At 63.8% G+C, this 13,347-nt stretch carries 12 protein-coding genes; 5 read left to right on the top strand and 7 right to left on the bottom strand.

Going from position 1 to position 13,347, the window contains the following annotated elements:
- The 3 genes from FNJ84_RS07750 to FNJ84_RS07740 all read left to right on the top strand — a co-directional run bounded on the left by FNJ84_RS07750 (nt 1) and on the right by FNJ84_RS07740 (nt 2,390).
- A complete protein-coding gene (locus FNJ84_RS07750) occupies nt 1-456 on the top strand; it encodes a molybdenum cofactor biosynthesis protein MoaE (RefSeq protein ID WP_143792488.1) in 456 nt (151 codons plus the stop codon).
- A 14-nt stretch (nt 457-470) separates the two neighbouring features.
- Nucleotides 471-950, top strand: a complete 480-nt coding sequence (locus FNJ84_RS07745; RefSeq protein WP_143792487.1) for a hypothetical protein — start codon at nt 471-473, stop codon at nt 948-950.
- A gap of 69 nt (nt 951-1,019) precedes the next feature.
- Nucleotides 1,020-2,390: a glutamate--cysteine ligase gene (locus FNJ84_RS07740; RefSeq protein ID WP_143792486.1), complete on the top strand. Its 1,371-nt coding sequence runs from the start codon at nt 1,020-1,022 to the stop codon at nt 2,388-2,390.
- 51 nt (nt 2,391-2,441) lie between these two features.
- On the opposite strand, the gene FNJ84_RS07735 is transcribed toward FNJ84_RS07740, so the two are convergent.
- The 7 genes from FNJ84_RS07735 to cls all read right to left on the bottom strand — a co-directional run bounded on the left by FNJ84_RS07735 (nt 2,442) and on the right by cls (nt 10,852).
- Nucleotides 2,442-3,869 carry an AI-2E family transporter gene (locus tag FNJ84_RS07735; RefSeq protein WP_143792485.1) on the bottom strand — a complete coding sequence of 476 codons (1,428 nt, stop codon included), beginning with the start codon at nt 3,867-3,869 and terminating at the stop codon, nt 2,442-2,444.
- A 103-nt stretch (nt 3,870-3,972) separates the two neighbouring features.
- The gene (locus tag FNJ84_RS07730) at nt 3,973-5,205 is read right to left on the bottom strand and encodes a saccharopine dehydrogenase family protein (RefSeq protein WP_143792484.1); all 1,233 of its coding nucleotides are present in this window, start codon (nt 5,203-5,205) and stop codon (nt 3,973-3,975) included.
- 44 nt (nt 5,206-5,249) lie between these two features.
- A complete protein-coding gene (gene nspC / locus FNJ84_RS07725) occupies nt 5,250-6,356 on the bottom strand; it encodes a carboxynorspermidine decarboxylase (RefSeq protein ID WP_143792483.1) in 1,107 nt (368 codons plus the stop codon).
- Between the two features lie 67 nt (nt 6,357-6,423).
- Nucleotides 6,424-6,807 (bottom strand): hypothetical protein, encoded by a 384-nt coding sequence (locus tag FNJ84_RS07720; protein WP_143792482.1) that lies wholly within the window; start codon nt 6,805-6,807, stop codon nt 6,424-6,426.
- A 33-nt stretch (nt 6,808-6,840) separates the two neighbouring features.
- Nucleotides 6,841-7,611 carry a DUF6478 family protein gene (locus FNJ84_RS07715; protein ID WP_255471100.1) on the bottom strand — a complete coding sequence of 257 codons (771 nt, stop codon included), beginning with the start codon at nt 7,609-7,611 and terminating at the stop codon, nt 6,841-6,843.
- 23 nt (nt 7,612-7,634) lie between these two features.
- On the bottom strand, nt 7,635-9,371 hold the full coding sequence (gene ilvD / locus FNJ84_RS07710) for a dihydroxy-acid dehydratase (RefSeq protein WP_143792480.1): 1,737 nt from the start codon (nt 9,369-9,371) through the stop codon (nt 7,635-7,637).
- A 77-nt stretch (nt 9,372-9,448) separates the two neighbouring features.
- Nucleotides 9,449-10,852 carry a cardiolipin synthase gene (gene cls, locus FNJ84_RS07705; protein WP_255471099.1) on the bottom strand — a complete coding sequence of 468 codons (1,404 nt, stop codon included), beginning with the start codon at nt 10,850-10,852 and terminating at the stop codon, nt 9,449-9,451.
- A 124-nt stretch (nt 10,853-10,976) separates the two neighbouring features.
- Between cls and accD the strand changes: the two genes are divergently transcribed.
- Both accD and FNJ84_RS07695 read left to right on the top strand, forming a co-directional pair.
- Nucleotides 10,977-11,897, top strand: a complete 921-nt coding sequence (gene accD, locus FNJ84_RS07700; RefSeq protein ID WP_143793018.1) for an acetyl-CoA carboxylase, carboxyltransferase subunit beta — start codon at nt 10,977-10,979, stop codon at nt 11,895-11,897.
- 61 nt (nt 11,898-11,958) lie between these two features.
- Nucleotides 11,959-13,230: a folylpolyglutamate synthase/dihydrofolate synthase family protein gene (locus FNJ84_RS07695; protein WP_143792478.1), complete on the top strand. Its 1,272-nt coding sequence runs from the start codon at nt 11,959-11,961 to the stop codon at nt 13,228-13,230.
- Nucleotides 13,231-13,347 lie beyond the last annotated feature (117 nt).

Raw genomic sequence — 13,347 nt, 5'->3', positions numbered from 1 at the left:
ATGGCGGCGCGCCTGCAAACAGAACCCTTCGATCTGGCCAGCGATCTGCGCGACTTTGGCGCGGGCGCGGGGGCGATCGTCACCTTTACCGGCATCGTGCGCGACGATACCGGCCAGATGCAGGCGCTGGAGATCGAGCATTATCCCGGCATGACCGAACGCGCGCTGACCGATTTCGGTGATCAGGCGGCGCGGCGCTTTGACCTGACCGATTGGTTGATCGTCCATCGCCACGGCCGCCTTGCCGTGGGCGAGCCGATCATGGCCGTCGCCACCGCCGCCCGCCACCGCAAGGCCGCCTTTGAGGCGGCGGAATATCTGATGGACTGGTTGAAATCCCGCGCCCCCTTCTGGAAACGCGAAATCGGCCCGCACGGCACGGGTCAATGGGTCGAGGCCAAGGACAGCGACGAAGATGCGCTGACCCGCTGGTCGGCAGCGCCGCCAGCCAGATGATCAGGCCGCAGCTCATGGCACGGCTGTCGCGCTGGTCCGAGCCGCTGGCCGCATTGCTGGCCGGGTTGTTCTGCCTGTGGCTGGTGCGGCTTGGCGGCTGGTTCTTTGCGATGCTGGGACTGGCGGGCGGTGTCGTGGCGCTGGCCTGGCTGGTGGTTGCCCTGCGCCGCCTGCCCTTCCGCCGCGCCATCGCCGCGCCCGGCATGGTGGAAATCGACGAAGGCGCGATCCGCTATTACGGGGCGCGGCTGCTGGGGGGCGAGATCGCCCTGCGCGACCTGTCCGAGATCAGGCTGCTGACCCTGCGCGGGCAGCCCTATTGGCGGCTGAAATCCACCGATGCGCAGGCGTTGCTGATTCCGCTGGATGCGGCTGGCGCGGCGTCGCTGGCGGATGCCTTTGCCGCATTGCCGGGCATTCGCATGGGCGAGATCGCCTCGGCGCTGCACCACCCTGGCCCTGCAACCCGCACCCTTTGGATGAGGCCGGTCTGATCGCGGGTTGACTCGGCCCGGCCCTGTTGCCACCTGTGGCGGGTCGAGATTGCGAAAGGCCCCGATCCCATGTCCATTCCCCAGCAGGGCGGCGGCCCGATCGAGCATCGCGACCAGCTTGCCGACTATATCGCGCGCGGCGAAAAGCCTCGCGACGACTGGCGCATCGGCACCGAGCACGAGAAATTCGGCTATGACAAGGCGGGCAAGCTGCCCCTGCCCTATGAGGGCGACTGTTCCATCAAGGCGATGCTGACCGGGCTTGGCGAACGCTTTGGCTGGGATCCGGTTCTGGAACAGGGCAAGATCATCGGCTTGCAGCAGGGGCTGGCCAATGTCAGCCTGGAACCGGGTGGCCAGCTGGAGCTGTCCGGTGCACCGCTGGAAACCATTCACCAGACCTGCGACGAGGTGAACCAGCATCTTGCGCAGGTCAGGACCATCGCGGACGAGATCGGCGCCGGCTTCATCGGCCTTGGCGCGGCGCCAATCTGGCATCAGGATCAGATGCCGATGATGCCCAAGGGGCGCTATGCGCTGATGAACGACTATATGACGCGCGTGGGCACCTTGGGGCGGCAGATGATGTTCCGCACCTGCACCGTGCAGGTCAATCTGGACTTCGCATCCGAAGCCGACATGGTGCAGAAGCTGCGCGTGGCGCTGGCGCTGCAACCCGTCGCCACCGCGCTGTTCGCCAACAGCCCTTTCCTTGATGGCAAGCCCAACGGGATGAAAAGCTGGCGCAGCCATATCTGGCAGAACCTCGACGCCGACCGCACCGGCATGCTGCCCTTCGTCTTCGAGGACGGCTTCGGCTATGAGGCCTGGGTGGACTATGTCCTCGATGTGCCGATGTATTTCGTCTATCGCGACGGCAAATATATCAACGCCCTCGGTCAAAGTTTCCGCGATTTCATGAATGGCCGCCTGCCCGCCCTGCCGGGCGAGGTGCCGACCCTGTCGGACTGGGCCGATCACATGACCACCGTTTTCCCCGAGGCGCGGGTCAAGAAATTCATCGAGATGCGTGGCGCCGATGGCGGCCCCTGGCGGCGGCTTTGCGCGCTGCCGGCGCTGTGGGTCGGGCTGACCTATGATCAGGGCGCGCTGGATGCGGCCTGGGATCTGGTCAAGGGCTGGGATCACGAAACCCGCGAGGGGCTGCGCCGTGGCGCCGCCAAATCCGCCCTTCAGGCCGAGTTCAACGGCATCCGCATGCATGACCTTGCGCGCGAAGTGGTGGCGATTGCCGAGGCCGGGCTGAAATCCCGCGCCCGTCCCGGCGCTGGCGGCCTGGTCCCGGACGAGACCCATTTCCTGAACGCGCTGAAGGAAAGCGTCGACAGCGGCAAGGTGCCCGCCGATGAGTTGCTGGAAAAGTATGACGGCGAATGGAATGGCGACCTGAACCGCATCTATGCCGAATATTCCTACTGAGGCGCGCGACGACAAATCGGCCCTGGCGGGGCGTCAGCCTGCCGGGCCGGCTTAGGCGCGCGGTGCCCGGCCCGATGCTGCCCTGATTTCATCATCGCTCATGCTGCCGCGACTGCGGGCCAATGATCGCGCCTCTTGTTCGTCGGTGTCCTGCATCTCGGCCGGGATGTCGCCGGCGAGAAAATTGCCGAACTTTTCAAGCCCCGGAATATGTTCCGCCAGCACGCGCAGCACAACCAGCATCGGCACCGCCACGATCATCCCGATCACCGACCACAACCAGGCCCACATGGCCACGGTCAGAAACACCACCACCGTATTCAGCTGCAACCGGCGCGAGACGAAATAAGGGGTGATCAGCTGCCCCTCGATCGAAGTCAGGCCCAGATAGGTCGCTGCCACCAGAACCGGGGTCAGCAGATCGTCAAAGACAAACAGCGCGACAACGGCGGCAATCACCGTCCCGCCGATCGCCCCGATATAGGGGATGAAGTTCAGGACAAAGGCGGCCAGACCGAACAGCAGCGGGCTGGGCATGCCCCAGATCCACATGGCGATGCCGACACAAAGCCCCAAGCCCGCATTGATGATGGTGATGGCGCCCAAATAGGTGGACAGCGATGCCTCGATCGCACGCAAGGCCTCGTAGGCACGGCGCTTTTCGGACAGTTTGTCAAAGCTTTGCACGATCTTCAGATAAAGCAGATCACCCGACGAGATCATGAAGAACAGCAGCACCAGCGTGAAGATCACCTGCCCGAAGGCCGCCGGCCCAAGCGCCAGCGCCCGCCCCATGGTCGAGGGGCGGTCGGAATTGTTCACCTGAACAGTGATTTCCTGCGCCTGTTCGGCCTCGCCCGCCGCGTCGGTGGTGGTCGTGGTGGTGACGGTGGCGGTTGCGCCAGGTTCGTTGATGATGCGCTGCTGGGCATCCTCGATGGGTGAGGCGACGACACCATCGGTGCGTGGCAGGCCGGTGGCCGGCCGATCACCAGCGCCCTCTTCGGCGCTGTCGACATTTGTTGCCTCGTCGATCTGCTCGGCCACTTCTTCCAGCTTGCGGAATTGCGAGCGGATTTCCTGCGCGCGCTCCTGCAAGCGGTCGGAAATATTGGGCACATCGGCCATGATCTGACTGACCGGACCCGAGGCCAGATAGCCCAGCACCACCACCACGACGATCATCCCTGCGGTAATCAACGTGGCCGAAATCGTCGCCCCGATACCGCGCTTTTCAAGAAAGCGGCGGATCGGGATAAAGACGAAAAACAGCAGAATAGCCAGCGAGACAGGCATCAGAAAGGCCTGCGCATAGGCGACAAACCAGAACAGGACGATCAGGAAGGTCCCGATCACAGCCCAACCCGGAATGGTTTTCCGCGCCTGGGGCAAAGCCGCCTCAACTGCCGCATCGGCGGTTTCGGGGGTCTTTGCGGTGCCGTCCTGCGAGGATGCAGGCTGTGGCGTAGGCTGGTTCATTCCGGTTGGCCTCTTGGGTAGGGGTAACGGAATGCGGAACGCCGCCCGGAACCGGCCAGTTCCGAACGGCGTCGTTCAAATCGGTTGATCTTTGTTCAGCGCCTTAGATCGGATGATCGCCGTCAGCGTCGATGACCCGTGTGGGCAGGCCCATCTGGCCAAGCAGATCAAGGAAGGGCCGCGCTGGCAGATCCTCGACATTGACCATGCGCTTTACGTCCCAGACTCCGCGCGCAATCAGCACCGCGGCAGTCAGCGGCGGCACGCCGGCGGTATAGCTGATGCCCTGGCTGCCAACCTCGTTGAAGGCTTCCTTGTGGTCGGCGACGTTATAGATGAACACCTCGCCCTGCTTGCCATCCGGCCCCCTGCCCTTGACCACGTCACCAATACAGGTCTTGCCGGTATAGTCCTTGGCCAGGCTGGCCGGATCGGGCAGCACTGCCTTGACGACCTTCAGCGGCACGACCTCTTGCCCCTCGGCGGTTTCGACCGGCTGTTCGGACAGCAGGCCAAGCGATTGCAGCACCGTGAATACGTTGATGTAATGCGGCCCGAAGCCCATCCAGAAACGCACATCGGCGTTCTTGTAGCGCGCAGACAGGCTGTGAACCTCGTCATGACCCGACAGATAGGCGGTCTGCTTGCCGACGACGGGCAGATCCCATTCGCGGCCGACCTCGAACATCTTGTTCTCGGTCCATTTGCCGCCCTGCCAGGCATAGACGGTGCCGGTGAATTCGCGGAAATTGATCTCGGGATCGAAATTCGTCGCGAAGTAACGGCCATGCGAACCGGCATTGATATCGACGATGTCGATGCTGTCGATCTTGTCGAAATATTCATCCTCGGCCAGCCGGGCATAGGCATTCACAACGCCCGGATCAAAGCCCGCGCCAAGGATCGCCGTGATCCCGGCCTTTTCCACGGCCTCGCGCCGCTTCCATTCGTAATTGCCATACCAGGGCGGCGTTTCGCAGATCTTGGCCGGGTCTTCGTGGATGGCGGTGTCGATGTAAGCCGCGCCGGCGTCGATACAGCCTTGCAGCACCGTCATGTTGATGAAGGCGGAACCGACATTGATCACAACCTTCACGTCCAGCTTGCGGATCAGATCGGCCACGGCCTTGCTGTCCATCGCGTCCAGCGCGTGGGTTTCAAAGGGCATCTTGTGGCCCTTGTCGCGCAGGGTGGCGACGATGGCATCGGCCTTGGATTGCGTGCGGCTGGCGATATGCAGCGACCCGAATTCATCGGCCCATTGCGCGGCCTTGTGCGCGGTCACTTGCGCGACGCCGCCCGCGCCGATGATCAGCAGGTTTTTCTTGTCGGCCAAGTCTGTCTCCTTCCCGGTGGCAGAGGTTGGGGGTGCACCTGCCGTCAGGACAGGCTGCCCTTGTAGTCGTCATACGAGAACCGCCGAACGGTGCGGACCGTTCCGTCCTCTTCCCTGATGGCGATGGCGGGCATCGCCACACCGTTGAACCAGTTTTTCTTGACCATTGTGTAACCAGCCGCATCCGCGATGCTGATCCGGTCGCCGATGGCCAGCGGTCGGTCGAACCGCGCATCGCCGAAAATATCGCCCGCAAGGCAGGTCTTGCCTGCAATCTGGTATTCATGCCCGCCCGCCTGCGGCAGCTTGGCGGTCTCGCGATAGATCAGCAGGTCCAGCATATGCGCCTCGATGCTGCTGTCGACCACCGCTACATCCTTGCCGTTATGGATCAGGTCCAGCACGCTGACCTCAAGGCTGGCGCTGCCGGTGATGCTGGCCTCGCCCGGTTCCAGATAGACCTGAACGCCGTGCTTTTCCGAAAACGCGCGCAACCGGTCGGCCAGCGCCTGCAAGGGATAGCCTTCGCCGGTGAAATGAATGCCGCCACCAAGGCTGACCCAGTCCAGCCGGTCAAGGAAGCCACCAAATTCAGCCTCGATCCGTGAAAGCTGTTGGTCGAACAGGTCGAAATCGCCGTTCTCGCAATTGTAATGGATCATGACGCCGCTGATCCGATCCAGCGCGGCTTCCAGCCGGGGCATGTCCCATTCGCCAAGCCGGCTGAAGGGGCGCGCGGGGTCAGCCAGATCAAAGCCGCTGGTGGAAAAGCGCGGGTTCAGCCGCAGACCGGCCTGAATGCCCTTGGCGCGGGCCTTGTCGCCGAAACGGTCCAACTGGCCCAGGCTGTTGAAGATGATCTTGTCGGCATAGCCGATGGCCTCGTCAATTTCGTGATCGGCCCAGGCCACGGAATAGGCATGGGTTTCGCGACCGAATTCCTCGGCCCCAAGGCGCAGCTCGTAAAGGCTGGACGAGGTGGTGCCATCCATGAAATCGCGCATGAAATCAAAGGTCGACCAGGTGGCATAGCATTTCAGCGCCAGCAGCGCCTTGGCGCCCGAGTGTTCGCGCAGCCAGGCGATCTTTTCCATATTCGCGCGCAGGCGGGACTTGTCGATCAGGTAATAAGGGGTTTGCAGATCAGACATGGCCACCTCGGGTTCAGATGCGAGAGGGGGATATAGGCCGGGCCGGGCCGATTCACAAGGAACCCGTCTAAGCTTCCCGCGTGGCGAGGCGGCGCATTTCGCGCTTCAGCATGTCGATCTCGGCGCGCAGCAATTCCACCTCGGCATGGATGTCCTGATCCAGTGGAACGCCGGCCAGAACCGTCAGGCTGGCCAGATGCTCGGCCCCCGCCCCTTCAGGCCCGGCCTCGGGCGGCTCGGCCATCAGCAGAAAGCATTGCAGGCCATCCGACAGCAGATCCGACGAAATACCTGCACTGACGCGCCACTCGCCATCGGCGGCGGGTGACAGCTGCGCCTCGGCCACGGGACGGCCCAGATGGGTCAACAGGACACGTGCCGGGGCGTTTTCCCGACGCAGCACGCCGGACCAGATTCCGGCCGAAAGGCCATGGTCTTCAAAATCAGTCATCATTCAAACCGTCAGACTCGTCAGAAATGCCCGTCAGAAATTCGCACGCGGATGGCGCGAGACAATAAATTCCCGGATCGAGATCGCGTTCATCTGCGGCTTCTCGAAAATCAGGTCCAGCCAGATCTTTTCCAGCCGGTTCTCGTTCAGTTCGATGCCGGCCAGATCGAATTCGACCACCTGCGGCCCCGCGCCGCGCATGTCGATCTCGCGCAGGATGCCTTCGGTATTGGGACCATGGGTGATGTTCAGCCGGGCATAGATCGGCAGCGGCCGTTCAGGCTGCAACATGGTTTCCAGCCGCAGCACATGTGCCGGCGACAAGCCATGCATCGCATCCGCAGGCAGATCCACCGCCAGCGAAAGAAAGCCGCCAGTGAACCCCATCACCTCTAGCGTCATCCCATAGCGGGCAAGCGCCGTCACCTCTGCATTGGGCAATTGCCGCAGGATCAGCGCGCGCTTGGCGCAGTCATGCCACAGCGTGACCTGATCACCCAGAACCTGACCGTTTTCAGGCGAGACCATGCCCGAAGGGGACAGAGGCCGCGACAGAAAACCCGGTCGCCACTGCCAATCCGTTCCCGCCGGCAGAGGCAGCGCATCAAGCGCGGCCTGCGACAGGCGCACCGAGGGCCGGGTGATCTGAAGAAAGCGGTTCAGATCCTGGCGCAGGGCATGGGCCTCGGGTTGCAGGCTGCGGCGGTCGGCCGCGCCCAGCCCGGCCGCGCCATCGGCGACCCGCGACCATTCGCGGGCGCCGCGTTCGCGCCGGAACCGGGACAACCATGACCTTGGCCGCATCGTCACGCGCTGTCTTCCCTTTGCTATTGGTCCATATAGATATGGGTTTCCTTTTCGGCACCCGGATGGGTCACCGCACCGTAACGCGCCCCACCGACAAGTTGCGAATATTTCCACAGCGCGCCGCTGGCATAGTCGGTCTTGCGCGCGCCCTTCCAGGCGGCCTTGCGACTGGCCAATTCCTCATCCGACAGGGCCACGCTGATTTCACCCTTCACCGCGTCGATGGTGATCATGTCGCCATCCTTCAGCAAGGCGATCGGCCCGCCATGAGCGGATTCCGGTCCGACATGGCCCACGCAGAAGCCGCGCGTTGCGCCCGAGAAACGCCCATCGGTGATCAAGGCCACCTTCTTGCCCATGCCCTGCCCCGACAGGGCCGCGGTGGTCGACAGCATCTCGCGCATGCCGGGGCCGCCCGCCGGCCCCTCATTGCGGATGACGATGACCTCGCCTTCCTGGTATGTGCGCTTTTGCACGGCGGCAAAGGCCTCTTCTTCGCATTCGAAAACGCGGGCCGGGCCGGTGAACACCTGCTCGGCCGTGCTCATCCCGGCGACCTTCACGATGGCCCCGTCGGGCGCCAGATTGCCCTTCAGGCCAACAACGCCGCCGGTGGGGGTGATCGGGGTTTCGACCGGGTGGATAACCTTGCCATCGGCTTCACGCTGGATCAGGTCCAGTTCCTCGCCCATGGTGCGGCCCGATGCGGTCATGCAATCTTCGTGAATCAGCCCGGCCTTGCGCAATTCGCGCATGACGACGGGCACGCCGCCCACCTCGAACAGGTCCTTGGCAACATATTCGCCACCCGGACGCAGATTCACGAAATAGGGCGTGTCGCGGAAGATGTCGGTCACGTCGAACAGGTCAAAGTCGATCCCGGCCTCATGGGCGATGGCCGGAAGGTGCAGCCCGCCATTGGTCGACCCGCCGGTGCAGGCCACCACGCGGGCGGCGTTTTCCAGCGCCTTGCGCGTGACCACGTCGCGGGCACGGATGTTCTTTTCGATCAGGTTCATCACCGCCTCGCCCGAGGCCAGACCATACTGATCGCGGCTTTCATAAGGCGCGGGCGCACCTGAACTGTTCATCAGCGCCAGGCCGATCGCCTCGCTGACGCAGGCCATGGTGTTGGCCGTATACTGCCCGCCGCAAGCCCCGGCGCTTGGGCAGGCCACGCGCTCCAGGATCTCCAGCTCGGCATCGGACATATTGCCGGCGGCATGCTGGCCAACGGCCTCGAACACATCCTGCACGACCACGTCCTTGCCGTTCAGCTTGCCCGGCAGGATCGACCCGCCATAGATAAAGACCGAAGGCACATTCAGCCGCACCATGGCCATCATCATCCCCGGCAGCGACTTGTCACAGCCCGCAAGGCCAACCAGCGCGTCATAGCAATGGCCGCGCATCGTCAGCTCGACCGTGTCGGCGATGGCATCGCGGCTGGCCAGAGACGACCTCATCCCCTCATGCCCCATGGCAATGCCATCGGTGACGGTGATGGTGGTGAATTCACGCGGGCAGCCGCCGCCCTTCTTGACGCCCTGCTTGACCGACTGAGCCTGACGGTTCAGTGCGATATTGCAGGGCGCAGCCTCGTTCCAGCAGGTCGCGACGCCGACCCAGGGGCTGTGGATTTCTTCCTCGCTGATGCCCATCGCATAGAAATAGCTGCGATGGGGCGCGCGCTCGGGCCCTTCGGTGACATGACGGCTGGGAAGCCTGGATTTGTCAAAGCGGCGGTTGGACGACATGGCGGACCCTCAAGCTGGCAGAATATGGCTGCTCTTGGCTTAATTGCCCGCGACAGCAGGGGCAAGGGCATGTCGCCTCACAGCAGCGGCGAGGCCAGCGCCAGCAGATTGTTGCGAATGCGGCGCAGCATGCCCCAGTTGCGCACCTGATCCAGCGTCAACTCGACCGAGCGGTCGATATAGCTGGCCTGACGCAGGTTCAGCTCTTCGGTCATTTGCCGGTCATAGATGGCCATGTTGACCTCGTAATTCAGTTCAAAACTGCGGCGATCCAGATTGGCGCTGCCGATCATGGCATAGCGCCGGTCGACCGTGGCGATCTTGGCATGCAGCAGACCGGGCTGGAACAGATGCAGCCGCACGCCGGCAAGCAGCAACCCGTAATAGAAACCCTCGCTGGTGGCGCCCACGATGACGGAATCGTTGCGCGCGGGCAGGATCATCGTCACCTCGACCCCGCGACGGGCGGCGGCACGGATCGCGGCATCCAGCGCCATGTCGGGCACGTAATAGGGGGTGGTCAGCACCACCTCGTGCCGGGCATTCAGGATCATCGTCGCCAGACAGTCCGAGATGCTGCCCGCCCGCCGGTCCGGCCCCGTCGGCACCACCTGCGCGGCAAGACCCGGTTCATCGACGGCATCGACCATGACCAGCATCTCGCCCAGATCGCGGCCGGTATAGCTCATCCAGTCGGACAGAAAGACGCCCTGCAACTGCCGCACCACCGGCCCCTCGGCCGACATCAGAATATCGACCCAGGGCGCATATTTCGCCTTCACGGCAAAAGCCATGTCGGCACAGTTCCGGCTGCCGGTAAAGGCGATGCGGTTATCGACCACCATGATCTTGCGGTGATTGCGCAGATCCAGCCGCTGAAACAACATGCTGATCAGCGGGATACCCCAGGGAAAGGCCGTCACGCATTCCGCCCCGGCCGCCTGCAACCGCCGCCACAGATCCGAGCGGACGAATTGCCGCGACCCAAGGGCATCGACAATAACCCGGCACGCCACGCCGCGCGCAGCCGCCCGCTCGACCGCCTGTGCCATGCGCGTGCCGCTGTGATCATCAAGCCAGATATAAAAGACGATATGCACATGATCGCGGGCACTGTCGATCGCATTGATCATGTGGTCGATGGCGTCATCACCCTCGGGCAGCAATTCCATCCGGTTGCCATCCACCGCAGGCAGCCCCCCGACCGAGCGGTTGGCTGCAAAGACCGGCTCCAACCGGCGAGGAGGATGTTCGATCGTGTTCGGGCTGGGCCGGCGCAATCCGGTCAGCCGGTCGCGCACATCGGCCATCTTCTGCACCTCGGCGGTGCTCATCCGCACCTCGCCGAACAGCAGATAGGCCATGATTCCGACCAGAGGCACCGCCTCGACGATCATGATCCAGGCCAGCCGGACGGACGGCTCCATCCTGGGGCGAATCAAGACCCGCGCCACAACCGCAAGCGCGGCAACATTATGCATGAACAATAAGGCAGTCGGCCACATGCCCGCATCTTCCATCGCCGCGCCGGCGATTGCAATTCCCCGCCTTCAGCCCTATCTGGAACGCAAAATGCCACAGGAAATGCTGACAGGGGCTGCCGCGATGAACTGGATCACCAACTATGTCCGTCCCCGGATCAATTCGCTGTTCTCACGCCGCGAGGTCCCGGAAAACCTGTGGACCAAATGCCCCGAATGCGGAACCATGCTGTTTCACCGCGAACTGGCCGACAATCTGAACGTCTGCACCAGCTGCGATCACCACATGGCGATCACCCCGCGCGAACGCTTCCACGCATTGTTCGACGGCGGCGTCTTCATCGAGGTCAAGGTGCCCGAACCTTTGGCCGACCCGCTGCAATTCCGCGATCAGAAGAAATATCCCGAACGGATGAAGGCCGCCCAGAAATCCACCGGCGAGAAAGAGGCGATGCTGGTCGCCGAGGGCGAGATCGGCCGCACCCCCATCGTCGCCGCGGCACAGGATTTCAGCTTCATGGCCGGGTCGATGGGCATGTATGTCGGCAATGCCATCATCGCGGCGGCCGAACGCGCGGTGAAACTGAAACGCCCGCTGGTCCTGTTCTCGGCCGCTGGCGGCGCGCGCATGCAGGAAGGCATCCTGTCGCTGATGCAGATGCCCCGCACCACCGTCGCCGTCGAAATGCTGAAAGAAGCCGGCCTTCCCTATATCGTCGTGCTGACCCACCCGACCACGGGCGGGGTCACGGCCAGCTATGCCATGCTGGGCGACATCCAGATTGCAGAACCGGGCGCCCTGATCTGCTTCGCCGGCCCCCGCGTCATCGAACAGACCATCCGCGAGAAACTGCCCGAAGGCTTCCAGCGCGCCGAATATCTGCTGGAACATGGCATGCTGGACCGGGTGACGCACCGCAAACAGCTGCGGCCGGAACTGATCTCGATCCTGCGCCTGCTTGGTCGGCTGCCCGCCCCGGTCGCGGGCGACCTGCCGCCGCCGGGCGAAACTGAAAAAACGGCCCCGCCTGCGAAAACCGCCTGATCATCAGCCGTGTCCAAATATCCTGGGGGTCCGGGGGCAAGGCCCCCGGCTTGGTGAACCGATGAGCCAATCCGACGCCATTCTCGACCGCCTGATGTCGCTGCACCCCAAGGTCATTGACCTGTCGCTGGACCGCATGCACCGCCTTCTGGCGGCGCTGGATCACCCCGAACGCCGCATCCCGCCGGTCATCCATATCGCCGGAACCAATGGCAAGGGCTCGACCCAGGCAATGATCCGCGCCGGGCTGGAAGCCGGCGGCGCCCGCGTGCATGCCTATACCTCGCCGCATCTGGCGCGCTTTCACGAACGCATCCGCCTTGCCGGCCAGCTGATCGACGAAACCCTGCTGGCCACCACGCTGGAAGAATGCGAGGCCGCCAATCAGGGCCACCCGATCACCTTCTTCGAAATCACGACGGCGGCCGCTTTCCTCGCCTTCTCACGCGTGCCGGCCGACTATACCCTGCTAGAGGTCGGGCTGGGTGGCCGGCTGGACGCCACCAATGTCATCGACGCGCCCCGACTGACCGTCATCACCCCGGTCAGCATCGACCACACCCAATATCTGGGCGACACCCTGCCCCTGATCGCCGGCGAAAAGGCCGGCATCATCAAGCCTCGCACGCCGTGCATCGTCGCCCCGCAGGATGACGAGGCGCTGATGGTGATCGAGGCCCGCGCCGCGCGGCTGATGGCGCCGCTTTCAGCGTCCGGCCAGCACTGGACGGCACGGCGGGAACGCGACTCGCTGGTCTTTCAGGACGAAAACGGATTGCTGGACCTGCCCTTGCCGAACCTTCCGGGGCCGCATCAGATCGACAATGCGGGCACGGCTTTGGCTGCCTTGCGCGCCCTTGGCGCCAGCGCTGACCAGACCCGCGCCGCCGTGACCCGCGCCGAATGGCCCGCCCGGATGCAGCGGCTGACGCAGGGCCCGTTGGTCGAGGCCGCCGGTCCCAATGCCGAACTGTGGCTGGATGGTGGCCATAACCCCGCCGGCGGGCAGGCCGTGGCCGCGACGCTGGCCGCCATGCCACGGCGCCCGACGCATCTGGTCTGCGGCATGCTGAACACCAAGGACGTTCTGGGCTATATGCGCCCGCTCGCCGCGCAGGCCGACAGCCTGACCGCCATCGCCATTCCCGGCGAGCCGAACACTCTGCCCGCCGAGGACACGGCAAACGCCGCGCAGGAAGCCGGCCTGGCAACCCGGACCGCCCCCGATGCCGAAACGGCAATCCGCGCCATCGCGACGGCCTCGCCCGAAAGCCGGATCCTGATCTGCGGATCGCTCTATCTGGCTGGCCGGGTCCTGCGCGAAAACAGCTGACGGCCGGGCCCGGCTGAATCGCGACCGGCCGTTTGGCACAGTCGCGCATTGATTATTATATACAACTATTCCATTCGCGTGATGCAGATTGAGCGGCAATAACTGAACCCATTCGTC

Source organism: Paracoccus sp. M683, assembly GCF_007096355.1.
In the GTDB taxonomy this organism is placed as follows: Bacteria; Pseudomonadota; Alphaproteobacteria; order Rhodobacterales; family Rhodobacteraceae; genus Paracoccus.
Note: the sequence above shows the minus strand (reverse complement) of the source record. Positions and strands in the feature narration are given on the sequence as shown.